At 34.2% G+C, this 26,193-nt stretch carries 21 protein-coding genes; 6 read left to right on the forward strand and 15 right to left on the reverse strand.

The window, feature by feature from the left end; translation table 11 throughout:
- Positions 1-8 precede the first annotated feature (8 nt).
- Positions 9-665 (forward strand): PilZ domain-containing protein, encoded by a 657-nt coding sequence (locus BUA73_RS09715; RefSeq protein WP_072903938.1) that lies wholly within the window; start codon positions 9-11, stop codon positions 663-665.
- A gap of 52 nt (positions 666-717) precedes the next feature.
- Here BUA73_RS09715 and BUA73_RS09720 read toward each other — a convergent pair whose 3' ends face one another.
- The 8 genes from BUA73_RS09720 to BUA73_RS09755 form a co-directional block, all read right to left on the reverse strand.
- Positions 718-1,920 (reverse strand): alanyl-tRNA editing protein, encoded by a 1,203-nt coding sequence (locus tag BUA73_RS09720; RefSeq protein WP_072903939.1) that lies wholly within the window; start codon positions 1,918-1,920, stop codon positions 718-720.
- 31 nt (positions 1,921-1,951) lie between these two features.
- On the reverse strand, positions 1,952-3,910 hold the full coding sequence (locus BUA73_RS09725) for an elongation factor G (protein ID WP_072903940.1): 1,959 nt from the start codon (positions 3,908-3,910) through the stop codon (positions 1,952-1,954).
- Between the two features lie 29 nt (positions 3,911-3,939).
- Positions 3,940-4,644, reverse strand: coding sequence for a tRNA threonylcarbamoyladenosine dehydratase (locus BUA73_RS09730; protein WP_072903941.1), 705 nt, complete (start codon positions 4,642-4,644; stop codon positions 3,940-3,942).
- 168 nt (positions 4,645-4,812) lie between these two features.
- A complete protein-coding gene (locus tag BUA73_RS09735; RefSeq protein ID WP_479723828.1) occupies positions 4,813-5,052 on the reverse strand; it encodes a hypothetical protein in 240 nt (79 codons plus the stop codon).
- Positions 5,053-5,314: 262 nt separating this feature from the next.
- Positions 5,315-6,421 (reverse strand): toxic anion resistance protein, encoded by a 1,107-nt coding sequence (locus tag BUA73_RS09740; RefSeq protein ID WP_072903942.1) that lies wholly within the window; start codon positions 6,419-6,421, stop codon positions 5,315-5,317.
- A gap of 52 nt (positions 6,422-6,473) precedes the next feature.
- Complete coding sequence (locus BUA73_RS09745) at positions 6,474-8,096, reverse strand: YceG family protein (RefSeq protein WP_072903943.1); 1,623 nt, start codon at positions 8,094-8,096, stop codon at positions 6,474-6,476.
- 129 nt (positions 8,097-8,225) lie between these two features.
- Positions 8,226-9,191, reverse strand: coding sequence for an SPFH domain-containing protein (locus BUA73_RS09750; RefSeq protein ID WP_072903944.1), 966 nt, complete (start codon positions 9,189-9,191; stop codon positions 8,226-8,228).
- 2 nt (positions 9,192-9,193) lie between these two features.
- Positions 9,194-9,649, reverse strand: a complete 456-nt coding sequence (locus BUA73_RS09755) for an NfeD family protein (protein ID WP_084672199.1) — start codon at positions 9,647-9,649, stop codon at positions 9,194-9,196.
- A gap of 374 nt (positions 9,650-10,023) precedes the next feature.
- On the opposite strand from BUA73_RS09755, the gene BUA73_RS09760 reads away from it, so the two are divergent.
- A complete protein-coding gene (locus BUA73_RS09760; protein WP_072903958.1) occupies positions 10,024-11,928 on the forward strand; it encodes an NAD(+) synthase in 1,905 nt (634 codons plus the stop codon).
- A gap of 67 nt (positions 11,929-11,995) precedes the next feature.
- On the opposite strand, the gene BUA73_RS09765 is transcribed toward BUA73_RS09760, so the two are convergent.
- Positions 11,996-12,766, reverse strand: a complete 771-nt coding sequence (locus tag BUA73_RS09765) for a hypothetical protein (protein WP_072903945.1) — start codon at positions 12,764-12,766, stop codon at positions 11,996-11,998.
- A 284-nt stretch (positions 12,767-13,050) separates the two neighbouring features.
- Positions 13,051-13,473 carry a YaaR family protein gene (locus tag BUA73_RS09770; RefSeq protein WP_072903946.1) on the reverse strand — a complete coding sequence of 141 codons (423 nt, stop codon included), beginning with the start codon at positions 13,471-13,473 and terminating at the stop codon, positions 13,051-13,053.
- A 325-nt stretch (positions 13,474-13,798) separates the two neighbouring features.
- Between BUA73_RS09770 and BUA73_RS09775 the strand changes: the two genes are divergently transcribed.
- Positions 13,799-16,456 carry a cation-translocating P-type ATPase gene (locus tag BUA73_RS09775; RefSeq protein ID WP_072903947.1) on the forward strand — a complete coding sequence of 886 codons (2,658 nt, stop codon included), beginning with the start codon at positions 13,799-13,801 and terminating at the stop codon, positions 16,454-16,456.
- 48 nt (positions 16,457-16,504) lie between these two features.
- Here BUA73_RS09775 and BUA73_RS09780 read toward each other — a convergent pair whose 3' ends face one another.
- Both BUA73_RS09780 and BUA73_RS09785 read right to left on the reverse strand, forming a co-directional pair.
- Positions 16,505-17,410, reverse strand: coding sequence for a CvfB family protein (locus BUA73_RS09780; protein WP_072903948.1), 906 nt, complete (start codon positions 17,408-17,410; stop codon positions 16,505-16,507).
- 43 nt (positions 17,411-17,453) lie between these two features.
- On the reverse strand, positions 17,454-17,945 hold the full coding sequence (locus BUA73_RS09785) for a GAF domain-containing protein (protein WP_072903949.1): 492 nt from the start codon (positions 17,943-17,945) through the stop codon (positions 17,454-17,456).
- 221 nt (positions 17,946-18,166) lie between these two features.
- Between BUA73_RS09785 and BUA73_RS09790 the strand changes: the two genes are divergently transcribed.
- From BUA73_RS09790 to BUA73_RS09800, 3 genes are all read left to right on the forward strand, one after another.
- Complete coding sequence (locus BUA73_RS09790) at positions 18,167-21,121, forward strand: vitamin B12-dependent ribonucleotide reductase (RefSeq protein ID WP_072903950.1); 2,955 nt, start codon at positions 18,167-18,169, stop codon at positions 21,119-21,121.
- Positions 21,122-21,311: 190 nt separating this feature from the next.
- Positions 21,312-22,817 (forward strand): YfcC family protein, encoded by a 1,506-nt coding sequence (locus BUA73_RS09795; protein ID WP_072903951.1) that lies wholly within the window; start codon positions 21,312-21,314, stop codon positions 22,815-22,817.
- A gap of 290 nt (positions 22,818-23,107) precedes the next feature.
- Entirely contained in the window at positions 23,108-23,917 is an 810-nt protein-coding gene (locus BUA73_RS09800; protein WP_072903959.1) for a DUF368 domain-containing protein, read from the forward strand.
- 93 nt (positions 23,918-24,010) lie between these two features.
- Here BUA73_RS09800 and hcp read toward each other — a convergent pair whose 3' ends face one another.
- The 3 genes from hcp to BUA73_RS13715 form a co-directional block, all read right to left on the reverse strand.
- A complete protein-coding gene (hcp, locus tag BUA73_RS09805) occupies positions 24,011-25,642 on the reverse strand; it encodes a hydroxylamine reductase (protein ID WP_072903952.1) in 1,632 nt (543 codons plus the stop codon).
- Positions 25,643-25,663: 21 nt separating this feature from the next.
- Entirely contained in the window at positions 25,664-25,828 is a 165-nt protein-coding gene (rd, locus tag BUA73_RS09810) for a rubredoxin (RefSeq protein WP_072903953.1), read from the reverse strand.
- A gap of 69 nt (positions 25,829-25,897) precedes the next feature.
- Entirely contained in the window at positions 25,898-26,050 is a 153-nt protein-coding gene (locus BUA73_RS13715; protein ID WP_084672203.1) for a zinc ribbon domain-containing protein, read from the reverse strand.
- Positions 26,051-26,193 lie beyond the last annotated feature (143 nt).

Here is a 26,193-nt window from a genome sequence, read left to right on the forward strand (position 1 = left end):
GGATTGCTATGATTGAAGATCTGAATATTTTAGACAATGTTGATATTTGCGTATTGGATAATATAAATGATAAAAGAACTTATTACAAGACAAATATAATTGAAAAAAATAGTGACAATATTTTTTACACGGGATACATTGCAGGCTTTAATAGTTCCATGATTAGCGACAAATCTAATTTGGAATATATGTTAATGTGTAAAACTCCAAAGGGTATTTTTTCATGGAAATCTATTTTTCTTGGCAATAAAAAAATAGACAACATCCTAGGGTGTGAGTTTAAGGCCATAGCTCCCCCTGTTAAAACTCAAAAGAGAGAATTTTTCAGGCAACCTGTTTGTCTGCCATTATGCTTTTCCATAGTGAAGTTCAATAATAAGCCAGTTAATGATATAACTTTGCATGACGGCACCATGTTTAACATCAGTGGTGGAGGATGTGCCTTTACTTCAAAACACAAAGTAAATCCAAACTACACCATAAATATTTCATTTAAATATAAAAACTCCATATATTGTCTAGACGGAAGAGTTCTAAGCTCTGTAAAAACGCCAGTTACCAATTTATTTGAATACCGCTTGCAATGGGAAAACAACAATCCGAAAATCACAGAAGATATAATAAGCCTACTTTGCATCATGCAAAGGGAAAAAATTAAAACATAATTTAAAGAAGCTTGTATCCCATAGTTTATTATGGGATACAAGCTTTCTTATTTTAAATAAAAGATTTTTTAATAATATTTTCCGCCAAATTCAAAGCTGCCTTTATGTTCTCTGGATTTTTTCCTGCACCTTGAGCCAAATGGTCTTTTCCGCCGCCTCTTCCATCTATAAGCTTTATGGATTCCTTTAATACATGGCTCATAGATATATTATTCACATCTTTTGAAGAGGCCATAATAAGATTACATGTGTCATAAGAACTGATACCCAAAACAGCAACAACACCATGATGTTCTACTATTTTTTCTATGAGTTTATTAGCTTTTTTCACATCATAATTCTCCATTGACCTTACAATGAGCTTTGTGTTTCCAATAATATCAGCCTCTTTAATGAATTCCTTTATTTCATACTCCATTAAAGTATTGTTTAATTGTTTATTTTCTTCGCAGCTTTGCTGATACTTTTCTTCCAACTTTATTATATTGCTATAAACTTCATCCACATTGCAGCTCAGTTCTCTACAAATGTTAGACAATATAAAGTCCTTTTTAATACAATCCTTCACAGCACGTTCCCCAGCAATATACTCAATTCTAGTGTTGCCCTTGTATTTCTCAAACTTCAATATTTTAATTAGTCTAAGTTCCCTTGTATTGGAGGGATGTATGCCACAACAAGCATTTATATCAAGGTCCTCTATTTTAACTACTCTAATTTTTTCATCAGTGTTAGGTTTAGCTCTGCGAAGATCTATATTTTGAAGTTCATCTTCATCTGGAAAAAGAAATTCAACTTTCAACTCTCTATAAATAGCTTCATTTGCTAATTTCTCCACATGACTTATTTGTTCCTCTGTGAGAACCCCCTGTATATCCACAGTAGAATAATCGTCTCCTATATGTATCCCTAGGGTGTTAGCATTATAAGTGTTAAAAAAGCAGCCTGACAAAACGTGTTGTGCAAAATGTTGGTCCATGCCATCCTTTCGCCTCTCCCAATTGAGCTTACAATGGACTTCATGAGTTTTTACTGGCATTTTATCTAACACATGATATATGACTCCATTTTCTTCGTAAACTTCACTTACCTCTATGTCTCCTATAAGTCCAGTATCACATTGTTGACCACCGCCACCAGGGAAAAAGGCTGTTCTATTTAAAGACACATGATATTTTCCTTCTTTTTCTTTAATATCTTTTATATCAGCCACAAACTCTTTTATATACTGATCTTCATAAAATAATTTCTCCATACAGCTTCTTATACCTCCATTTCTTCATTCATTACTTAAGACAATGCATATGTTCCTTTGCCTCATACCATGGCACGGAATAGCCTGCACCCTTGGTACAAAATACTGAGGAAGATGGATACTCTGCATCAGCATCCTTATCGTAAGCTATCTTCTCTATAACCTCTTCACTATTGTGGCAAACATCATAGCCATGGAATATAAAGGACAGACTTCCCGTACCTCTAGTAAAGTCTTGAAACTCCAAGGCATAGTCCATAAATGTGGATACTGGACCTATACCCCTTATGGACACTCTATCTCCATTTATAACAGGCTCCTCAAAGCTTCCATATAGCCTTTGAATATCACTGATGATTCTGCCCATGTAATCCAAATTTACCTCTATATTAAACTTGTAAAAAGGTTCTAAAAGCACATTATCTCCACTTTCCAATCCCTGTCTCAAAGCCCTTTTAGTAGCCTGCCTAAAGTCTCCTCCACAAGTGTGCTTTATATGAGCCCTTGCGTTAATCAATGTAATTTTAAGATCAGTAAGTGCTGATCCCGTTAGAATTCCATGATGTTCTCTCTCAAAAATATGAGTGCGCACTAAATTTTGATATCCCGGTGGCAGCATATCATTGGTACACTGATTTTCGAAAATTATACCAGAACCCACAGGTGCTGCTTCTATTTTCAAATTTACCTCCGAATAATGCCTTAAAGGTTCAAAGTGGCCATAACCATAAGTAACACCCTTTATGGTTTCCTTATATAAAATCTCCGGAGTTGCAAATTCCACTGGAAGATTGAACCTACTATGTAAAATCTCCTTTAAAACTTCTATTTGTACCTTTCCCATGATACTAACACTAAGTTGCTGTAACTCCTCACTCCAGGCCACATTTAAACTATCTTCTTCAGCCTCTAAGATCTTGAAATATTGCAACACATCTTTGGGATTTAACTTTTCATCAAATATGACTTTGGCTTTTAAGGTAGGTACCATATCTTTGTACTCTTCATTTTCCATATTAATCCCCATACCAGCTTTTAAAGAGGATATTCCAACAATGGAAACCACATCACCAGCTTCTGCCTTGTTCATCCTAGTATAGCCGTTTCCATGGTACTGCCTTATCTCATTTATTTTTTCTGTAAAATTCTCATCCATAACTTCATAATCAATATCTTGCTTTACAGCTATACTTCCACTAAGAACCTTTGCAAAAGTAACCCTACTTCCCTTGTCATCGTACTTTATCTTCAGTACTCTGGCTTTAAGCTCCTTGTCCAGTGACTCATTGTATTTTGTGAAAGTAAGTTCTGCAAAAATGTTGAAAAATTCTTCTATGCCCTGATCCTGCAAAGCTGAGCCACTGCCAATAATAAAAATTTTTCTCTTGCTTATGAGTTTTTTCAAAGTATCTATCCACAAAGTTTCATCATAATCTCCATTAAAATAGCGCTCTAGCAATTCATCGTCTTTTTCTGCTATGATCTCCACATTTCTTTCTGAAAGATTACCCAAAGTATCATTTGTAGAAAACACACACAGATCCTTTGAGAATTTTTTCTTTATATCTTCTATGACATTTCCCACATCTGCCCCTGTCCTATCTATTTTATTGATAAACAGGAAGGTAGGCACACTATGCTTTGAAAGCAATCTCCATATGGTATCCGTATGTCCTTGAATACCCTCTACAGCACTGATAATTATTATAGCGTAATCTAAGATGCTTATGGTCCTCTCCATTTCTGGAGAAAAATCTATATGACCTGGAGTGTCCAGAAGAAAATATTGGTCATTGTTATAATTAAAACTTCCCACACCGGAAAAAATAGTAATCCCTCTTCTTCTTTCTATTTCATTGTCATCGAGAAAGGCCTCTTTGTTGTCTACCCTTCCCCTTTTTCGTATGCTCTCTGTATGATATAAAATTTGCTCTGAAAAGGTAGTTTTTCCCGCATCTACATGGGCAAATATTCCTATGGTCTTTTTCATTTTCAGCTAGTTCCCCCGCAGTTTCTTAATTATTTGCTCGAATCCTTTAGTAACTCTATAATGTCCTTTATTACCTGCCCCCCTATGGCCATGCCTGCCACCGGTGGAACAAAGGACATACTTCCCGGAGTTCTTAATCCAGTTTTCACAGGAATTTCTTCAGAATACAACACCTTGGTTTTGGTGATTCCTCTTTTCTTTAACTCTGTCCTCATGACCTTTGCCAAAGGACATACTTTGGTCTTATCTATAGTTGTAATTTTAAATTCCAATGGATTTAGCTTATTTCCAGTACCCATGGAACTTATAACTGGTATATTATTTGCGCTACAGTATTCTATGACCTGTAATTTTGACGTCACCGTATCGATGGCATCCACCACATAGTCACATTTTTCTCCAATTATTTCACCTATATTATCTTTATCAATAAAACACTTATGGCATTCTATTAAGCACTGTGGATTTATACTGAGCACCCTTTCTTTCATAACTTCCACCTTATCTTTACCTATGGTCTCATGAGTAGCTATGATCTGCCTATTTAAATTGCTTATGGATATGGTGTCCTTATCCACAATAGCTATGTGTCCAATGCCACTTCGCACTAATGCTTCCACCACAAAGCCGCCTACTCCTCCTATGCCAAGTACCACTACCCTAGCATTTTTTAGTTTATCTATATTCTCGCTACCAATAAGTAGCTCTGTTCTACTAAGTGAATATTCTTCCATATTGCTAGTTTCCTTTCGTAAAATATGTATCCTTTACTTCACATTATCTATTATACACTATTTTTTATTATTTTAAATCTAGCAAAAATGCACCATAATCCCATAAAAATTACAGTGCATAATTTAAAAATAAAATATGCTTTAAATTTTAAATTATACTTATAGAATTTATTTGGTAGGATCTTTTAATAGATATTCTTTGATTGCATCCGTATGGATCTTATAGTTAATCTTAGAGATTTCTCTATTCAAATTCCAACTTAATGATAATCTTGAGTTTTCATCCGATTTAAGTCTCTTATAGTCTTGTATTACATAAATCTTAAACTCAGCAGAAATCCATGAACTATCCATGGATATACAAAAAGAGCCGATGATCACATCATCAGCTCTTTTCCAACTAAACAACCATTATTCCATTTTATATTATTCTATAAACTTTCTTGGGGAATATTCATTTATGTATATAATTTATCATAATGATTTGTTTAAAGCTTTTTAGGTTTTTCCTGTATAAAATGTTTTTTTGCATTTAATAACCATTGTTAGTATATCAAATCTAAAAATTATTTCAATTATTATAGAATAGTTATATGGTTAATAATTTAACTATTGAAATTTCTGATACAAAAAAACACTGTAACTATCCTAGTACAGTGTTTTTTCTATGTTATACAAGCCTTTTTTGTTTCATCTGATCTTGTATTTCTTTAAGTCTCTTCATACTCTCTTGTCTTTGGTTCTTGTTCTCTTCTTCAATATTTCTAGTTTCCTCTATACCTTGCATTATGGTATTCCATGTGCGCTCTATGGTATCTATCTTTACCGTAGAAGAGCCTGATAGCCTTGCTATATCTGTACTCTGCTGTCTCAAGTTTTCAGCATTCTTTATAAGAAGCTCATTAGTAGTCCTATCTAATTCATTTAAAGATTGAACCACGTTGCTTTGTCTCTTAAGGGCTACAGCTTGAACAATACCGTTCTTAAATACTGGTATTGTCACAACAAAAGCAGAGTGTATTTTTGAAATTAATTTATAATTCCCCTTTTGAATCATTCTAATCTGAGGTGCTGTCTGTACTGACACCATCCTAGCCATCTGAAGGTCGTATATCCTCTGTCTTAAAAGCTCTAGAGAATCCTTTGCATTTTGAAGTTTTACAACATCCATCTGATCTCCAGAGGTATTGGCCGTCTGCTCTAGTGATGGGATGATTTTTGTAACTACTTCATTTTCAATGATTTCTCCAGCCATGATATACTTTTCAAGTTCCTTGTAGTAATGTATGTTTTCTTCATAAAGATTATCTAAAATTGCGTTGGTCTGGTTTATATCTTTTTTGTATGCAACTAATTCAGTGTAAATATTGTCGATTTCTCCGCCTATGGTGCGGTATTTACCCATGATTTTATCCACACTCTTTGACGCTTTTCCGAATAGCTTATCGAAAAATCCCGGCTTTTCTTCCTTTACAAAATCGTTTCTATCAAACTTCTTCATTATGACAGTTAGCTGCTTTATCATGTCCCCAGAACTTTCCACACTGGAACTTTTAATGCTGTTTAAAATTTTATCAGCATACTGAGATATTTTCTGTGCTGGTTCACTTCCAAATTCTAGTATAGAATTGCTATTGTTAATGTCCATTTTCGTAGTAAGTTCAACCACTTCTGGTGAAGACTTAAGCTCCTGCTCATAGGCATTGGTGATCTCAACTATCTCATTTTCACTGTTTTCTGGTATTACAATTGCATCTTGAATGTTTTCATTTTCCATATTTTACACCTCTCAATTTTAGATTCATACTTTTAACAAAATAAGAACAGGACTATACTCCAAAGAGCCTCTTAAACAAACCTTTCTTTTCCTTAGGTTCTCTAAGCTTCAAATTAAAACTCATCTTGTCTAATGTGTGTACATCGTATAGCTCATTATATACATAATTTTCAATATCATTATATCCCGATGGATTAAAAATAACAATGTCTACTCCCATATAATTCATAAGAGTCAACAAAATACAATCCTCCAAAGAAAGATTTCCATTTTGTTCATTGTTATATATTATTATTCTCGGCACCTCATCAGGATAATCGAAGTTCTGGAGTAATTGCATAAATTTTGTGTCCATGCTATTGATAAGCACCGAAAAAATTTCCACCTGTAAATCTCTTAATTCCTCATTTTGCTTATTGTATACCACGGGATTTAAACACAATTCCCGAATATTTTCACCTAAAGCACGTTGAAGTCCAGTCCTAAGCTCACTATAAGGCCACCAACTGCTATTTATCATTCTATCTACATCAAAATAATTACCCCTAGTTGGATATACCTCATTAAATTTTTGGTATTCTAAGGTTACAAAGTTCACCATAGGCAACTTATTTATAAATGTGTTCTTCTCATATTTTTTTATGTTCTTTATATACTGAAAATACTCTTCTATATCTTCAGTTACACCTCTTATCTTTGCAAATACATTGGGTATGTATACCGTGCCGTTCTTTATCTTCCATCCTTCTCTTAGGCTAGCTTTTTCTCTCATCCATATTTGAATTTCCTCAAAGGTGGTTTTTAATGTAACATTTTTAACACTGTATTCTGTAAACTGCCATGGTCTATAAAAATTAGTGTCTTCATTAAAGAGGATTTTATCCATTTCCTCTTTAGCACCATAGGCAGTGGTATTAACCCTCTCATTGAAGCTAGCAGGTAAATCTTTCAAAAGACAGCGGTTGGAGTAAGTAACCACTCTTGAAAAACTGCATTGAGGATCCAAAGCATCAAAAATCTTATCATCTTCAGTGTTAAAAAACACCACATCCACTCCTAGCATCCAAAGCAAGAATAAGAACAGCGCCTCTTCTTCGGAAATTTCACCATAGAAAAGCACCTTAGGGTTTTTTCCATCAAAATCATAATTAATAAATAACTGAGGTATATAGATGTTTATCCAATGAACCATTAATGATAAGGCTTTTATTACGTCTACATGGTCACCTTTAACCCTTACAAAGTAGTCCAGCACCACCCTCAAAGTATTGGTTATTTGATCCAATATAATAGGCCCCAGACTCTCTGAGAAAAGTCCATTGTCCTTGCATTTTTGTATAAGAAATAAAATATCACCTTTGTATTTTGTCAAGTTTTGCACAGAGCTTTGAATTTTTATAGATACATCCCTTGAAAAACCTTTGGTTACTTTAAGGTAAAGTGTCCCTAAAACTCTTAGTTCTCTATCTATTCTAAGTATATCGTCGAAATACTCTTCATTATTCTCTTTTATACCTATAAATCTATAAAAATAAGTTGGTACTGTAACCGTAGATGAAGATAATGCAAAGCCCTTTCTTATTCGTACATCAGTTTTTAAATCCTGCCAAACCTTATCGCTTAAATCCAGGTTTCTACTATTTATATGCAACTTACCTTCATTAGCCTTTTTCATAAAACATATCACCCTTTAAAACCATTATTATATCCTATAGTATATCATAGGCAGCTATAAATATGAATATTTACCTATAAGAAAAGTTATGCAAGAGTTTATACCTACATAACTTTTCTTTAAATTTACTTACTGTTTATCCTCAACATTTTCATTTTTATTGCCCTTTAAAATATCAGCTATAGCAGCTATATTTCCAAGGGAAGATAAAGTTTCATTTGGGAGTATAAGCTTGTTAGCTGGGCATGTAGCTAATTCTTTTAACGCCTCCACCTGCTTTAATGCTATAACAGTTTCGTTAGTACCGGACTCAATGATTGCCCTGTTTACTTTCTCGATAGCACTAGCCTGTGCAACCGCTATGGCTTCTATAGCCTTAGCTTTACCTTCTGCTTCAAGGAGCTGAGATTCCTTAAGACCTTCTGCTCTTCTTATATTGGCTTCCTTATCAGCCTCTGCCTGAAGAATTTTAGCTGTTTTAGCACCCTCAGCTTTTTCAATTTCACTTTGTCTTTGACCTTCTGCTTGAAGAATAAATGCTCTTTTATCTCTTTCTGCCCTCATCTGTTTTTCCATGGCCTGCTGAATTTCAGCTGGTGGAATAATGTTTTTAATTTCTACAGAAAGTATTTTGATCCCATAGGCATCTGTGATTTCATCTATAATCTGTAAAAGTTTTGAGTTGATCCTGTCTCTTCCAGATAAAACTTCATCAAGAGTCATTTCACCAACAATATTTCTCATGTTAGTTATAGTGGAATACACTATACCTGATTTATAGTTTTCAATATTGTAAACTGCATCTTCTGGATTTAAAACTTTGTAGAATATAACGTTGTCAATAGATATCTTAACGTTATCTTTTGTGATAACATTCTGTGGCTCTATGTCTAATATTTGCTGCTTTGTAGATATCTTTTTTCTTACAAAGTCAGCAAAAGGTATAGTCAAATGCCATCCTGGTTCAAGGGTCTTTTTATACTGTCCTAATCTCTCAATGATATACACATACCCTGTGTTTACCACCTTTATTGCCGATGAAATAACTATAATACATACAACTAAAACAATTGCTCCAATAATATAACCGTTCATTTTTACCCCTCCTGCTTATTTATATTTTCATTAAATTTTGTTACCATTAACTTTGTTCCCTTAATACCTGTAACCTTAAGCTTTTCATCCTTTCTTATAATGTTTCCAGTGTTAATAACTGTCCAATAGATGCCATTGACTTTCAGCTGTCCACTATCTTTAATGTCATTTTCAGCTACAAAAACTTCTCCAATATAGCTATTCTCCATAGTATCCTTTGGTTTTACAGATTTTTTTATCATCTTTCTCGCCATTGGATATCCTATCACTATTCCCAACACACTAACTGCAAAAAACAGGATTATTTGAACTCCCATGGATGCTCCTAGAATGTTGGCCACAGTAGCAACTAGTGCACCTAAAGAAAACCATATAAAGATCATAAGGCTGGACATTATATCTGCTACAACGCCAAGGACAATTACGGCAATCCAAATATACATAATGTACTGTTCCACAATGTTTCCCCCCTTTATTATTATTTAAATTAATCACACATAATTCATGATGTTATTGAATTTTTGTATAATTAGTATGTATATATAATATTATATTTCATCCTATTTTTAAAGGTTTGTTTTAACCCTTTAAAGGTTATTTAATACCTCTTAGCTATTTTTAAATGATATTATATATATTTCTCTTAGTTTCTCACCATTTCTCATTAATTTAATATATATTACAATATTAATAATGTTTAAACTTTTTTATAATTATACCACATAAGCTATATAAATCATAGGACAACCCTCGTGTACAATAATTTTCTTTTATGCTATAATATCTACAAAATTATTTAGTTTAATCTGAAAGGTGTGACCTTTATATGAACATCCCATTTTTACGTACAGGAGCTGGCTGTCCAAAATCAAAAGTATCCAACGTAAATTATAATTTAGAACAAATAATACATTGCATAGATGAAGCCCACAAAAAGGAAATAAAACTTCTAGTTTTCCCTGAACTGTGTACCACCTCATATACCTGTGCTGACCTATTTTTTAACAGGAAACTTATCAATGACTCCAATGAAGCATTGCATAAAATAGCTACTTACTGCAAAGATTTAGATATGTTTGTGGTCATAGGTGCTCCAATTATAAATAATAATCGCCTATTCAATTGTGCAGTTAATATATTTCACGGAGAGATTCTAGGTATTATACCAAAAAGCTACCTTCCCAATAGCAATGAATTTTATGAGAAGAGATGGTTTACTGAAGGCCTAAACATTAGAAACTCCTATGTAAACTTAAGTTTTCAAGAACATATCCCCTTTGGAACGGATTTAATCTTCTCTAATGACAATATAAAAATTGCTTGTGAAATCTGCCAAGACCTTTGGGTACCAGTGCCTCCTAGCTCATATTATACATTAAACGGTGCAAATATTATATGCAACTGCTCAGCTTCAAATGAGTTAATGTTTAAAAATGATTATAGAAAAAAACTTATAGAAATACAGAGTTCAAAATGTCAATGCGCCTATGTATATTCCTCTTGTGGCATCCATGAGTCCACCACAGATGTGATTTTTTCTGGAAGTACGTTTATATATGAAAACGGCACAGAACTTGCTTGTGGAGACAGATTTAGCAGTGAAAATGAACTAATTTATAATGATATAGATATAGAGTTTCTAGATGGCATACGTATAGAAAACAATAATTCTACCTTCCTTGGTACAGAGTATTCCATGAGAGAAATATGCTTTAAATACAATAATACTAGTATATGCCACTTGATGCACACTTATAATCCCCTACCCTTCTTACCAGATGAAAAAAATAAGCACGAGGTATGCGCTGATATTTTCATGATGCAATGCACGGCCCTTATGAAAAGACTTAACCATATCAACAATGAAAAAATCGTTCTGGGCATCTCCGGTGGATTGGATTCTACTTTGGCTCTAATATGTGCATGTAAGACCATGAATATGATGAATTTGCCTCTTAAAAATATAATCGCCGTCACCATGCCAGGCTTTGGCACCACTGATAGAACTTATGACAATGCAGTCTCCCTTTGCAAAACTCTAGGCACAGACTTAAGAGAAATAAGCATAGTAGCTGCAAGCCTTCAACACTTTGAAGATATAGGTCATGATAAATCCAATCATGATATTACATATGAAAATGTTCAAGCAAGAGAGAGAACTCAGATATTAATGGACCTTGCCAACAAGGAACATGCTCTCCTTCTAGGAACTGGCGATCTTTCTGAAATTGCCTTAGGTTGGAGCACCTTCAACGGAGACCACATGTCCATGTACTCCATAAACTGCTCTATTCCAAAGACTCTAGTACAGTATCTTGTAAATTATACAGCTATAGAAGATTTAGACTTTAAAAATTGTAGCGAAGTATTGCTTGATATAGTTGGAACGCCTATAAGTCCAGAGTTACTTCCAAAAAACGAGCAAGGTGAAATAGATCAAAAAACTGAAGATTTAATAGGGCCTTATGAACTTCACGACTTTTTCCTATATCACCTTATGACTGAGAACTCCACCCCTGAAAGACTTTTCCGCATATCCTGTGCTACTTTTCAATCAAAGTATGCTGAGGATGTCATAAAGAAATGGCTAAATAAATTTATGTATAGATTTGTAACTCAGCAATTTAAACGCTCTACCATACCAGATGGACCAAAGGTAACTCCTGTGGGATTATCTCCTAGAGGCGATTTGAAAATGCCTTCCGATGCCTCCTATGATGGATGGATGCTTGAATAATTAGTTTATTGATGAATACACAGTGCCATGAATACTATAATTCATGGCACCGTTTTTGAATAATATTTTACTGTACTGTTTTTAATGTTTCTAAAGCTTTTCTAAATTCATCGCTCATAGTTATATTCAATTTTTCATATTCTTCAAATAATATTTCTACGAACTCTGGTCTCCACTGAATATTGGAATCATCCCTTATTAATATCTTTTCGTACTCTGAACGATTATAAATATAACATCTCAACCAAAATTTATACTCTTGAGGTTGTGTAATATACTTATTTATACGCTCAAGGGATTCTTCATATTTTCCCTCTTTAGCTAATGCCCATCCCTGTAAAAAGTTATCTGTTTGACCGTTACGTATATACCAAACGAACTCACAACCATTGTTAATTTCACTTTGTATTAGATTCTTTTCTTCTTCTGTAAATGAAGTACTATTTTCCACATTTATTACACGATTTAACTCATTTATATAAGATTTTCGTATTTCTTCAGCATACCCAACATACTCCATTCTAAGATCTTCAATACGGTTTTCGGGGGCTAGAAAAGTATCTTTATAAGCCTTTTGTTCTAATTTACAAATTTCGTCATATATAACTTTACATTTCTCTTGTGCCTGAAGGGAAGCTTCAAAAATTACTTTTTCTATGCTCTCTAGAGTGTACTGCTGTATATTAGTATCTATTTTTATTGTGGTATCTACGTTGGATCCCAGTTTATACTGACTTTCCCTGTACCTATAAAGCACAATAAGTAATATTAATAAGCATATACATATTACACCTATTATTTTAAAATTTATTTTTTTCTTTGAAGTTGAATTATTCATATGGTATTCCCCTTTTTTACATATTGCTATATATTTTTTATTCTATAAACATAGTATAATTTTTCAAATATGCTTACATCCCCATTTTACCAAGCTTTCCTATACAAAAGCTCATCCTACAAATTTTTATCTGATGGCTAGCCGTTGTAACACACCCTCCTCTTTTAGGAGGGCGATAACAACGGACACGCCTCTAGATAACGATTTCTAACCTCCAGATGGAGTTAAAACTCAACCTGACGGTTAGAATTTTGTTTATTATTAAGATGAGCTTTTCAAGTCTGTTATTTATACATATCCACAACTAGCCCAGTTATTTCGTCTATGGTGGCAGCTATGTTGAGATTTTCCCTTTGTTCTGATAGTAGCCCCTGAGTTAATTCCTCTAGTTTATTATTTATAGTCTCTACAGTAATATAATACTGTGTCTGCCAAAAACTTATATCCTTTTTTATAGAGTACATATATTCCATTACAGAATTAAGGTATTCTCTTATAAGATTTTTATAGACTTTTACATCTGCATAGGACTTTGATATAGCAAGTCTAGCCCCTTTAGTTTTTATATCTTTTAATAAATTCTTTAATTCTTCTTCTGATTTCTGCTGACGAGCAAAGCTAAAGTTTTTTGAAAAATCTTTCTTAGATGATATGGTTTTATTGTCATTATTGATTTTTGCACTTCTTCCTACACCTTTAATTTCCATGGAAACTCACCTCACTTTATTTAATTATATTATAGCCTAAATGATTGGTTATTACTATATTTATGTAAAGAGAAGGATTACATAGTAGCAAAAATATTTTTCCATAATATCTTGATATAAATAAGATTTCTGTTATAATATCCTTATAATTTAGGTATACTTAATTATGAAAAGAAATGAAGGGGAGTAGCAAACTAACCATAAATTATTCGTCAATACGACTTATGTCCGGATAATTTCTCCTATAAGGAGCTTGCAAGACCTTTGTTCAGTTATTCTGAGCAAGGGTTTTTTTATACATTATTTTTAAGGAAGGTGAAATTTAATGTGGTACAGTAAAAAAAGTGAAGAAATCTTTAAAGATTTCAATGTAGATCCCAATATGGGGTTGAGTGCTGAAGAAGCTGACAAAAGACTGCAATCACAGGGAAAAAATAAATTAAAGGGTAAAAAAGCAAAAAGTATTTTTCAGCTATTTGCAGAACAGCTCAATGATATACTTATTTATATTCTTCTTGTGGCAGCTGTGATTTCTGGTTTTCTCGGTGAAATCAGCGATGCTGTTATTATATTTATAGTAATTCTCATTAATGCAGTGGTAGGTGTAATACAAGAGTCTAAAGCTGAAAAATCTCTAGAGGCTCTTCAGAAGCTTTCCACACCAAGGGCTGTAGTAAAAAGGGATGGCAAAATTATAGACATATCCTCTGAAGACATAGTTACTGGTGACATTGTATTATTGGATGCTGGTAGATACGTTCCTTGTGATTTGCGTATGATAGAATGTGCAAATCTGCAAATAGAAGAATCTGCCCTCACAGGGGAATCTGTACCAGTATCAAAAACTGCTGGCCCACTAAATACTGATGAAAATATATCCCTTGGAGATCAAAAGAACATGGCCTTCATGTCCACATTAGTTACCTATGGACGTGGTACTGGTATTGCTATAAATACAGGTATGAACACGGAAGTTGGTAAAATAGCAAAAATGCTAGATACTAATGAAAACATAAAAACTCCATTGCAGAAAAAGCTTACAGAACTAGGGAAAATTTTGGGGTTTGGTGCTATTATCATCTGCGTTATTATGATGGTTATAGGAGTTATTCAAGGAAGAGATCTTATGAGCATGTTTATGACTTCCATAAGCCTTGCAGTGGCTGCAATTCCAGAAGGATTGGCTGCTGTAGTCACCATTGTATTGGCCATGGGCGTTCAGAAAATGATAAAGGAAAATGCCATCATTAGAAAACTTCCTGCCGTGGAAACTCTAGGTGCTGTAAACATTATATGCTCTGATAAAACCGGTACTCTAACCCAAAACAAAATGACTGTAATGAAAATTTTATCCTCCATGGAATTAAAAGATAGTTCTTCTTACCACCATGAAGATAAAGATGAAATTGAAACCATAAAGGATTTTATGCTGTGCAATGATGCCACTTATACTCCTGAATCAGAGACTGGAGATCCTACGGAAATTGCCCTTCTTGTCATGGGCTTCAAAAGAGGCATAAACAAAAAAGACCTGGATTCTCATTACCCAAGGGTAAAGGAAATTCCTTTTGATTCAGATAGAAAACTTATGAGCACCATGCACAAGTACAATGATAAATACAAAATCGTCACAAAGGGAGCTATGGACAATCTTCTTCCTCTTTGCAACAGTATTTACATGGATGGTGAAGTAAAACCCATGACAGAGGAATATAGAGAACAAATATCTTCTATTTTCTTTAAAATGTCAGATGAAGCTCTTAGAGTTTTAGGTGTGGCATATAAATTCACGAAAAATCCTGACATGCCCCATGAAGATTTTGAAAAAGACCTTATATTTTCAGGGCTAGTTGGCATGATAGATCCGCCTAGATTGGAAGTGAAAGATTCTATTGCCAAAGCCGCAGCTTCTGGCATAAAAACCATTATGATAACCGGAGACCACAAGAACACAGCCTTTGCCATTGCAAGAGATTTAGGTATATCAAAAGATATAGAAGAAGTGCTCTCTGGCGGTGAAATAGATAAATTAAGTGATGATGATTTATTTAAGTCTATAAATAATTATAGAGTTTTTGCTAGAGTATCCCCCGAACACAAGGTGCGTATAGTAAAAGCCTTTAGAGACCATGACAATGTAGTATCCATGACAGGTGATGGCGTAAATGATGCACCTTCACTAAAAAGTGCCGACATTGGAGTTGCCATGGGAATCACTGGTACAGATGTAGCTAAGGGAGCTGCTGACATGGTTCTCACCGATGATAACTTCTCCACCATTGTAAAAGCAGTGGAACAAGGTAGACATATATACAACAATATAAGAAAAAGTATATTTTTCCTTCTTTCCTGCAACCTAGGTGAGATAATGGCAATTTTTATCGCCATACTATTAAATTGGAATTCACCACTACTGCCAATACACATTTTGTGGGTAAATCTAATTACTGATACATTGCCTGCGTTGTCCTTAGGTGTTGATAAAAGCGATGATGATATCATGAAAGAAAAGCCAAGAAACCAAAAGGACAGCTTGTTCAAGGGTGCCATGGGCTCCATCATTCTAAACGGAATACTCATTGGACTCTTAACCCTTTCTGCCTTTGTAATTGGTATTAGACTTCACAGTAATCATGCTCCACTTTTACCTATTATACCTACAGTTATTTCAGACTCGGCTTTAAAACACGGACAGACTATGGCATTCATAGTGCTAAGCGTATCACAGCTAATGCACTCATTTAACCTGAGAAGCAAAAAACACTCCATTTTTTCCATAGGCGTTTTCACAAATAAATATTTAGTTTTTTCCTTCTTGCTAGGTTTGTTTTTGCAAAACATAATAATAGCTGTGCCATTCCTGGCAAATATATTTAAAGTAAATATGTTGTCTATGGAGGACTGGATAGTAGTAACAATACTTTCTATTATGCCACTAATAGTAAACGAATTAGTTAAGTTTATTAAGTACAAAAAGAATTAAAGCAAAGCTCCTTAAATCAGTTTTAGCTGTTTAAGGAGCTCTTTTATTTTACTTGTCAGACTTATTTTTAAAAGATTTTCCTTTAAAAGATTTCTCTTTTACGGGTTTATCACTAAGGAGCTTTGTTCCTCTTTCATCTTGAGATATCATACCCTTTTTCATAAGACCACCTAAAGATCTCTTAAAGGCATTTTTGCTACATCTAAAGGTATTTTTTATATCCTCTGGGTCTGAACTGTCACAAAAATGCATTTCATTGTTATGGGCTTGAAGATACAAAACAATGGCATTTTCCAATTCGTCCATTTCATCCAGTCTTTTTTTACGTGGGGTAACTTCCATCTTGCCATCTTCGTAATACCTCTTAATTCTGACGTTTACCACTTGCCCTGGAGTCACATTGCAGAAATTCTCTTTTTGAAGGATAACAGCCCTGTACATATTTTGTATAGCCACCATAACAGTGCCGTTTTCCTGCACACCATAGGCTGTAGCCAACACTTCCTCTCCAACCTTTAGATGGTTAGTGTTGTGAAGATATTTATCCACAAAAGTAGTAGCAGTTATTCTCTCACTCTTATCTAAATATAGATAGAAAAGGTATTTCTGTCCTTCCTTAAGATCATAGGCTACTTCTTTAAAGGGAACTAACACATCTCTCTCCAAACCAAAATCCACAAAATAACCTATGGGAGTTTTCGATACCACTTCTAAAAGTGCTACTTCGCCTACTGTTGCCAATGGCTGTTTCAATGTGGCAATTCTTCTATCCTTTGAATCCTTGTATATAAATACCTCTACTTCACATTCTAATTCCAGCTTTTTCTCTGGAATATTGCTAAAAGGAATAAGTACTTCTTCCTTATTGTCTTTTTCTAAATCTTCTCCAAGAAAGTAACCGAAATCCCTTTCTTTTTTTACAAATAATGTATTGTATTCACCAATTCTTATCATTAAATTTTTCAATCTCCTTATATAGTTTATTATTTTTCAACTTCTAAGCTTCTTCTAAATACTGCTCTAGCATGTTCGCAAATTTTACTAGATACTTTTCTTCTAATTCTGTAAACCTTCCGATAATTGGACTATCTATATCCAAAACTCCAAATATCTGCCCCTTCACTTTTAAAGGGATTACTATTTCTGAATTAGAAGCGCAGTCACAGGCAATATGGCCTGGAAATTTATGAACGTCCCCAACTCTTTGCACCATTCCTGTATCAACGGCAGCTCCACATACTCCTTTGCCAGGTTTTATCCTATTACAGGCAGGAAGGCCTTGAAAAGGTCCAAGCACCAATTCTCCTTCCCTCATGATATAAAAGCCAGCCCAGTTAATATCATGGAAAACCACATTTATAATTGCGGAAGCATTGCTTAAATTGGCAATTACATCCTTTTCTGAACTAAGTTGCCCTTGCAAAAGGTTTATCATATATTTATATTTTTGCTCTATTGTCATGTTTTTTATACAATCCAGCTTGAACATATATTCTCTCCTCGACTTACATATCTCAATGTTTTTACTTCAAAATTAAGTATATCATTAGTAGTCATATTGTTCAAACTAATAAATATATAAATCTAAACAAAATAATTTTTATTGATTATTTTTCTTCTTGTAATGATTTATTATTTATTATATAATACAACATGTAGTATTTGTTATAAATGCTATTTCAATATATAGTTATAATCAAGGAGGCCGCAATGGCAAAACTCAACGGAATTATAAAAAGAGTTTTCACCACTTCTCTAGAAAACAAAAGTGATATTGATGTTTATGATTTATTCAAATGGAAAAAAGTAGATGTGTTATTAAAAGATCATAAAACCGGAAAAACCATAGTAGATATGAAAGACCTTGAATTCCCTGAAAGCTACTCACAGAATGCTTGCGACATTATAGCCTCAAAGTATTTTAGAAAGGCAGGAGTTAATAACGATTTAGGCTACGAAAACAGTTTAAAGCAAGTAGCTCACCGTATCGTTAGCTTTTGGACTGAGTCACTTTACGATGAAGGACTTCTAGATGATGAAGAAGAAAAAAATATATATTACGACGAAATGGTATATGCTTTTTTAAATCAAATGTATGCACCAAACTCTCCACAATGGTTTAACACGGGCTTAAAGCTTGCTTACGGCATAGAAGGAACCGGTAATAATAATTACTATTTTGACGAAAAAGAAAATAAAGTTGTTAAAACAAAGGATTTTTACACAAGAACTCAGGCTTCCGCATGTTTTATCCTTTCTATAAAAGATAAGCTACTGGGCGAACACTCCATATCTGAACAATTTATTACAGAGACAAAATTGTTCAAGGGCGGTTCTGGCACCGGAACAAATTTCTCTTCCATAAGAGCAAAAGGTGAAAAACTATCTGGTGGAGGGGTATCCTCTGGACTTATGAGTTTCTTAAGATCCTTTGATAGAAATGCTGGGGCTATAAAGTCCGGTGGAACTACAAGACGTGCTGCAAAAATGGTAATTTTAGATATAGACCATCCAGAAATAATGGACTTTATAACATGGAAATCCCGTGAAGAAGACAAAGTTCGTGCTCTTGGTAAAATGGGATACGATATGAGTTTTGAGGGAGAATCCTATGAAACTGTATCTGGACAAAATGGAAATAACTCTATACGCCTTTCAGACGAATTCATGGAAATGGTGGATAATTTGCCTTCAAATCCTGATGCTGAAATAACTCTCAAAGGAAGAATAGATGAGCGCCTAGATAAGAACGTTAAGGTATCAGAACTTTGGGATGCCTTTAATGAATCTGCGTGGAAATGTGCAGACCCTGCACCACAATTTGATGATACCTTCAATGCTTGGCACACTTGTCCTTGCGGTGAAGATGGAGTTTACAATGCAAAATACAATAGAATAAACTCAACTAATCCATGTGGGGAATACGCTTTCCTAGACGATACAGCTTGCAACCTTGCATCTATAAATATATATAGATTCTACAACAATGATATAAAAGAAATTGATGTTAAAAGCTATACTCACTTAATAGGACTTTTGCAATTAGCTTTAGAATCCTCCATACACTGGGGACAATTTCCTACAGAGGATATAGCAAGAAGATCCTACTTATTTAGAACTACTGGTCTTGGATTATCCAATATAGCTTCCCTACTTATGGTCATGGGCTATCCCTATGATTCTGAAATAGGAAGAAATTTAACAGCATCTCTAGTAGGTATTTTAACTGGTCATTCCTACTATATTTCATCTTTGATGGCAGAAAAACTTTCTCCTTTTGAAAAATACCAAATCAACAAGGACCATATGATGAGAGTTATAAGAAATCATGCAAGGGTGGCTGGCACTTTAGATAGTGATTTTGAAGATTTAAAAATAGAGCCACGCTGTATAAACCACCAAATACTTAGAGATGAGGCTTTGGATTATGTTTCTCAAGAACTTATGAATAGCTGGGACCTAGCTTTTACCTGTGGAGAAAAATATGGTTACAGAAATGCTCAAGTATCTGTCATAGCTCCTACAGGCACTATTTCCTTTGCCATGGACTGTGGTGCTACTTCCATTGAACCTTATTTCAGCCATGTTATTTATAAGAAGCTTTCTGGTGGCGGGTTTATGACCATTGTAAATCCTGTTATAGAAGATGCTTTATATAACCTTGGATACAATACCAAAGAAGTAAATGACATAATTGAATATATCATGAGAAAAGAAAAAGTAAATGAAGATGGTTTTGAATATGAGAAAATAATCGATGGGAAAATAGAGGGAGCTCCTCATTTAAAGGAAGAGCACTTACCTATTTTCGATACAGCCAATGTTTGTGGCAGCGGTAAAAGATCCATAAGCCCTATGGGACATGTTTTAATGATGGCTTCTATTACTCCACTTATATCGGGTGCAATTTCTAAAACCGTAAACTTGCCTAAAAACGCTACAGTAGATGAATTTAAAAATACTGTTTTAAATTCATGGAAATTAGGAGTCAAGGGTATTTCCCTTTATAGAGATGGTTCAAAGGCAAGTCAGCCTTTAAATACTTCCTTAAGCGATGGAGATGCTAAAAGTTTAGAGGATTTATCTTATATGGAGCTTTTATCAAAGGCAAAGGATTTGCAAAGGGCAAAATTCTCTGAAAGAGAAAAGCCTTTGGGAATTCGCACTGGAACTACTCACCCTGCACAAATTGATGATGTAAAGATATACACCACTATTAACAGGCGTGAAAATGGAGAGATATGCGAGATTTATATAACCACGGATAGAGAGGGTACCATAATTACCGGTCTTTTAAATTCCCTTTCAAAATCCCTTTCTGTGATGCTTCAGTACCACGTTCCACCACAGGATATTTCCAAAATGCTTAGAGGTCAGAAATACGAACCGTACGGATTTGTTCAAAAACACCCTTACATTAAATCAGTTTCCTCCATATCGGACTTAATAAGTAAGATCATAGATATAGAAATAGGAGATTTCACTTACTGCCAGGTTAAACCTGACAATTATAAGAGTTCCTTCGTTCCAGAGCATGATTTAACTAAAAAATCTGGTGAGAGAATATACACGGAGTTGTGCCCAAACTGTTCAAGCACTAAAATGGTTAAAAACGGTACTTGTAAAGTATGTCTTGAGTGCGGCACTACAACTGGATGCAGCTAAATAATAAAACAAAAAGAGATGGCCAAAGGTGGTCACCTCTTTTTTGTTTTATCCTTCTCTACTTTGACAATATTTTAACTGTTTATAATTATTTTTATATTTTTCATTTTAGGTCTTCTTTTTTACATAAAACAATAGTATAATTATGTATATATTATGAACTTTTTATTAAAATTTTAGGAGGATTATTATGGAAGTTAAAAAGAAAAAGCTATCCTTTCCCACCGCTATATCAGTTCTATTCATCGTTTTATTGTTAGCTGCAATACTTACTTATGTGATTCCATCTGGTAAGTACTCTACACTAAAATACAATGGTGACAGCAAAGTATTTGAAATGACAAAACCTGACAGCTCTGTAGAAGAAATGCCTGCAACTCAAGAAACATTAGACAAATTGGGAATAAAAAATGATGTAAACAAGTTTATAGATGGTGCCATTTCAAAACCTGTTGGTATACCTGGCACTTATACTAAGGTTGAGCAAGCGCCTCAAGGATTTAAAGAAATCATCACTGCTCCTATAAAGGGAATATATGATTCCATAGGTATTATTTTATTTATATTTATCCTTGGAGGTATCCTGGGTATATTAAATAAAACAGGAGCTATGAATGCTGGATTGGCAAGCTTGTCTCAGGTTACACAAGGCAAAGAGTATTTACTTATAATAATCTTGACCTTCCTTATTGCCCTAGGAGGCACTACCTTTGGTATGGCTGAGGAAACTATAGCCCTTTATCCTATAATGGTACCTGTGTTCATGTTTGCGGGATACGATGCTTTAGTGTGTATAGCATCCATCTACATGGGATCATCAATTGGTACCATGTTCTCTACCACAAATCCATTCTCTGCAGTAATTGCCTCTAATGCGGCTGGGGTGGACTTCTCTAGAGCTATGAATTTCCGTATTATAGGACTTGTTGTAGGCGTAATTATAACTCTTATCTATATCCTTGTATACGCAAGAAAAGTAAAAAACGACCCAAAAAAATCCTTAATATATGACATGAAAGATGAATTAGAAAAAAAATTTGCTGCAAAAACCGATATTCCTAAATTTACTATAAGGCACAAATTATCTCTTTTACTCTTCTTATTAAGCTTTGTAGTAATGATATATGGCATTGTTAAATTGGAATGGTGGTTCGAAGAAATGACTGCATTGTTCCTATTTAGTGGTATTCTTATAGGAATACTTTCTGGCCTTGGTGAAAAGGGTGCTGTATCAAACTTTATAACTGGTGCTGCCGAACTCATGGGAGTTGCTCTTGTAGTAGGTGTAGCAAGAGGAATAAATATAATACTAGACAATGGTATGATATCAGATAGTATACTTAACTTCTGTACTAGCCTTGTACAAGGCATGAATCCAAGTATATTTATTATAGTAATGCTTATAATATTCATCGTCCTTGGTTTCTTTATACCGTCATCTTCCGGACTTGCAGTGCTTTCTATTCCTATTATGGCACCTCTAGCTGACGCTGTTGGAGTATCTAGGGATGTTGTAATCTCTGCTTATCTTTATGGACTTGGAATAATAAGCTTTATAACCCCTACAGGACTTATATTGGCAACATTGTCCATGGTAGATGTAACCTACAATAAATGGTTAAAATTTATTATGCCACTACTTGCATACTCAACATTGTTAGCTGCAGTTATGCTTTTAATTGAAGTAAACATGTAAAGTCCCCCCTTGATGCTTTTAATATGTTCTGTAAATCGTAAATTGGGAACAAATATTATCAGCGTCAATAGATAATTTTTGGCTTTAGAGTTATAAAATATTTCCCTAAAGCCAAATTTTTTAAGATAGAGTGGTATTTTAAAAGTGATAATATGATTTATCACTTTTTTTGTGGCAAAAAAATGAATTTATTTTTTTCTATTTATATAGTATAATACCATTGATATATGAATATACGAAAGGAGTCGTCACAAAATTAAATTTCCAAAATATTGTGTGACAAAATTGTAATGAAAATACTATTCAACATAATAAAAGGCATGGTCCTTGGAATTGCAAATGTCATCCCAGGAGTAAGTGGTGGTACCATGGCAGTGGTTTTGGGTATTTACGATAAAATAATATCCAGTGTCAATAATTTGCTAAAAGATTTTAAGAACAGTGTTAAATTTCTTGCTCAAATCGGAATTGGTGTAGGACTTGGTGTATTGCTATTCAGCAATATCATAAGCTTCTTACTTACTAATTACCCACAGCAAACCAACTTTTTATTTATTGGCCTTATATTGGGTACCTGTCCTCTTTTATATAAGAAAGCCACTGAAGAAAAGGTAAAACCCATTAATTATCTTTGGTTCATTATTGCCTTTGGTATACTTGTACTTATGAGTGTTTTCAAAGATGTGGGAAGAGATTCTTCAACTATAATAAGACATGTATCTATTGCTTCTGTTTTTCCATTGATTCTTGCAGGTTTTGTGGCTGCCATGGCTATGGTTCTTCCAGGCATAAGTGGTTCCTTTGTGCTTCTACTATTAGGTCTTTATAATTCTCTTGTCATAGCAGTAAAAGAATTTAATATTGTTCTTCTATCTGTAGTTACACTAGGAGTTATATTAGGATTTATTACCATGACAAAAACAGTAGAGGCTCTATTCAAAAAATATCCACAAGCAGCTTACTGGACTATTTTAGGTCTTGTACTTGGTTCACTTTTTGCCATTTACCCTGGCTTCTCTTTTAATTTAAATGGCTTTACATCAATTTTAACTTTATTAATTGGCTTTGTCATTGCGTATTTAATCGGAAAACAAGAGTAAAAGTTCAGCATGAAAAAGGATGATAAACTGATTGTATTTAAAATCGGTCTACCATCCTTTATTATATGTTCAAGTTCTATTGTAAATTCTAAACTACTCACCTAAGAATAATTTTATATCATCATCCACAGCTCCAACGCCTGATATGCCGAAGTTTTCCACAAGAACCTTTGCCACATTTGGAGATAAGAAACCTGGTAGAGTTGGCCCAAGATGAATATTTTTTACACCTAAATAAAGCAATGCTAGTAATACAATCACTGCTTTTTGCTCGTACCATGCAATGTTAAATGCAATTGGAAGGTCATTTATATCATCTAATTCAAATATCTCCTTAAGCTTTAGAGCTATTATAGCAAGAGAATATGAATCGTTGCATTGGCCAGCATCTAAAACTCGTGGTATACCTCCAATATCTCCAAGCTGAAGCTTATTATATCTATACTTTGCACAACCTGCAGTAAGAATTACAGTATCCTCCGGAAGTTTTTTTGCAAATTCTGTATAGTATTCACGGGATTTCATCCTGCCGTCGCATCCAGCCATTACAAAGAACTTCTTTATCGCTCCGGATTTAACTGCCTCCACTACCTTATCTGCTAAAGCAAAAACTTGATTGTGGGCAAATCCTCCAACAATTTTGCCAGTTTCGATTTCTACTGGTGGTGGGCATTTTTTAGCCATCTCAATCACTGGGGAGAAATCCTTATTTCCATTTTCGTCAGCTTCGATGTGCATACATCCCGGATATCCTGACGCTCCCGAAGTAAATATTCTTTTTCTTATTTCTTCGCTGCGTGGAGGAACAATACAGTTTGTAGTAAACAGAATTGGACCATTGAATGTTTCAAATTCCGTAACTTGCTGCCACCAAGATCCACCATAATTGCCTACAAAATTATCGTATTTTTTAAACACAGGATAATAATGAGCTGGAAGCATTTCACTATGAGTATATACATCCACACCTGTACCCTTTGTTTGCTCTAATAACTGCTCTAAATCAGTTAAATCATGACCTGAAATTAGAATTGCAGGATTGTTCCTAACCCCAATTTCTACATTAGTGATTTCTGGATTTCCGTATTTTGAAGTGTTGGCTTCATCTAATAAAGCCATGGCCTTTACCCCAAACTCTCCAGTCTTAAGAGTTAAAGCTACAAGTTCATCAACTGTCAATGAGTCATCTAGTGTTGCGGCAAGAGCCTCGTATATAAATGCGTATATATCTATATTTTCCTTGCCAATATTAAGTGCATGATGGGTATATGCGGACATTCCCTTCAAACCGTAAATAATCATTTCTCTAAGAGAACGAATATCCTCATTCTCTGTGGAAAGCACTCCAACCTTTGAAGCTTTTTCCAACATAGAATTTCTATCTTCCACTTGGAATTCAGCTGCATCACCAAGTTCTACATCAGATATTTGTTCTTTAAGCTCATTTCTAAGACAAATCATTTTTTTAATTTGCTTTTCAATGGCATCTCCATCAAAATTAGCATTTGTAATGGTAATAAAAAGGCTTTTAATTACTTGATGGTTTATCTCATTTATTGATTTAACGTCTATTTTACCCTTAACAACTATTTCAGATATGCCTTTTGCACTGTATACAAGCAAATCTTGTAATTTTGCAATTTCCTCTGTTTTTCCACATACGCCTCTTATCTCACAGCCAGTACCCTTTGCAGTCTCTTGACATTGGTAACAAAACATACTCATAAATTGGCCTCCTATAATTAATTATTCCTCCATTGGTTCAAAATCCTCTTTGCCAACAGAACAAATTGGACATACCCAATCACTTGGAATGTCTTCAAAAGCAGTTCCTGGTGCTATACCGCTGTCAGGATCGCCAACTTCTGGATCGTAAACATATCCACATGGAACACATACGTACTTTAACATTAACTTCACCTCCTTTCAAAGGGTTTAACTTTATCCTCAGATATAGTGTTATACACTTTTCAAGTGAACTTACGCCACCTCTATTTTTAGTTCTTTTAATCCTTGCTTTAGAATATTCTTACTTGCATTAGCATCTCTATCGTGTATGCTATGGCATTTAGGACATACCCATTTCCTTATATTTAAGTCCTTAACTTCTGCATTTAGGACTTTTGAAGATATTTAGGATTTTCTATAGTTTCCTCATTTGATATAGTACAAAATGACTTTATGCCTACATCAACACCTATTGCATTAGAATTTTGAGGTAGTTGTATAATCTCCACATCAGTACAACAAATTGAAACAAAGTACTTATTAGAAGG

Origin of the sequence: Hathewaya proteolytica DSM 3090, from assembly GCF_900142225.1 — a bacterium.
In the GTDB taxonomy this organism is placed as follows: Bacteria; Bacillota; Clostridia; order Clostridiales; family Clostridiaceae; genus Hathewaya; species Hathewaya proteolytica.

Excerpts from the sequence above, each read along its gene's own strand:
- BUA73_RS09765 (WP_072903945.1), bottom strand. The coding sequence starts at position 12,766 with ATGAATAATTCAACTTCAAAGAAAAAAATAAATTTTAAAATAATAGGT.
- rd (WP_072903953.1), bottom strand. The coding sequence starts at position 25,828 with ATGTTAAAGTACGTATGTGTTCCATGTGGATATGTTTACGATCCAGAA.
- BUA73_RS09720 (WP_072903939.1), bottom strand. The coding sequence starts at position 1,920 with ATGGAGAAATTATTTTATGAAGATCAGTATATAAAAGAGTTTGTGGCT.
- BUA73_RS09730 (WP_072903941.1), bottom strand. The coding sequence starts at position 4,644 with ATGGAAGAATATTCACTTAGTAGAACAGAGCTACTTATTGGTAGCGAG.
- BUA73_RS09770 (WP_072903946.1), bottom strand. The coding sequence starts at position 13,473 with ATGGAAATTAAAGGTGTAGGAAGAAGTGCAAAAATCAATAATGACAAT.
- BUA73_RS09745 (WP_072903943.1), bottom strand. The coding sequence starts at position 8,096 with ATGAAAAAGGCTAATGAAGGTAAGTTGCATATAAATAGTAGAAACCTG.
- BUA73_RS09795 (WP_072903951.1), top strand. The coding sequence starts at position 21,312 with ATGGAAGTTAAAAAGAAAAAGCTATCCTTTCCCACCGCTATATCAGTT.
- BUA73_RS09740 (WP_072903942.1), bottom strand. The coding sequence starts at position 6,421 with ATGGAAAATGAAAACATTCAAGATGCAATTGTAATACCAGAAAACAGT.
- BUA73_RS09725 (WP_072903940.1), bottom strand. The coding sequence starts at position 3,910 with ATGAAAAAGACCATAGGAATATTTGCCCATGTAGATGCGGGAAAAACT.
- BUA73_RS09800 (WP_072903959.1), top strand. The coding sequence starts at position 23,108 with ATGAAAATACTATTCAACATAATAAAAGGCATGGTCCTTGGAATTGCA.
- BUA73_RS09785 (WP_072903949.1), bottom strand. The coding sequence starts at position 17,945 with ATGTTCAAGCTGGATTGTATAAAAAACATGACAATAGAGCAAAAATAT.
- BUA73_RS09750 (WP_072903944.1), bottom strand. The coding sequence starts at position 9,191 with ATGAACGGTTATATTATTGGAGCAATTGTTTTAGTTGTATGTATTATA.
- BUA73_RS09715 (WP_072903938.1), top strand. The coding sequence starts at position 9 with ATGATTGAAGATCTGAATATTTTAGACAATGTTGATATTTGCGTATTG.
- BUA73_RS09780 (WP_072903948.1), bottom strand. The coding sequence starts at position 17,410 with ATGATAAGAATTGGTGAATACAATACATTATTTGTAAAAAAAGAAAGG.
- BUA73_RS09790 (WP_072903950.1), top strand. The coding sequence starts at position 18,167 with ATGGCAAAACTCAACGGAATTATAAAAAGAGTTTTCACCACTTCTCTA.
- hcp (WP_072903952.1), bottom strand. The coding sequence starts at position 25,642 with ATGAGTATGTTTTGTTACCAATGTCAAGAGACTGCAAAGGGTACTGGC.
- BUA73_RS09775 (WP_072903947.1), top strand. The coding sequence starts at position 13,799 with ATGTGGTACAGTAAAAAAAGTGAAGAAATCTTTAAAGATTTCAATGTA.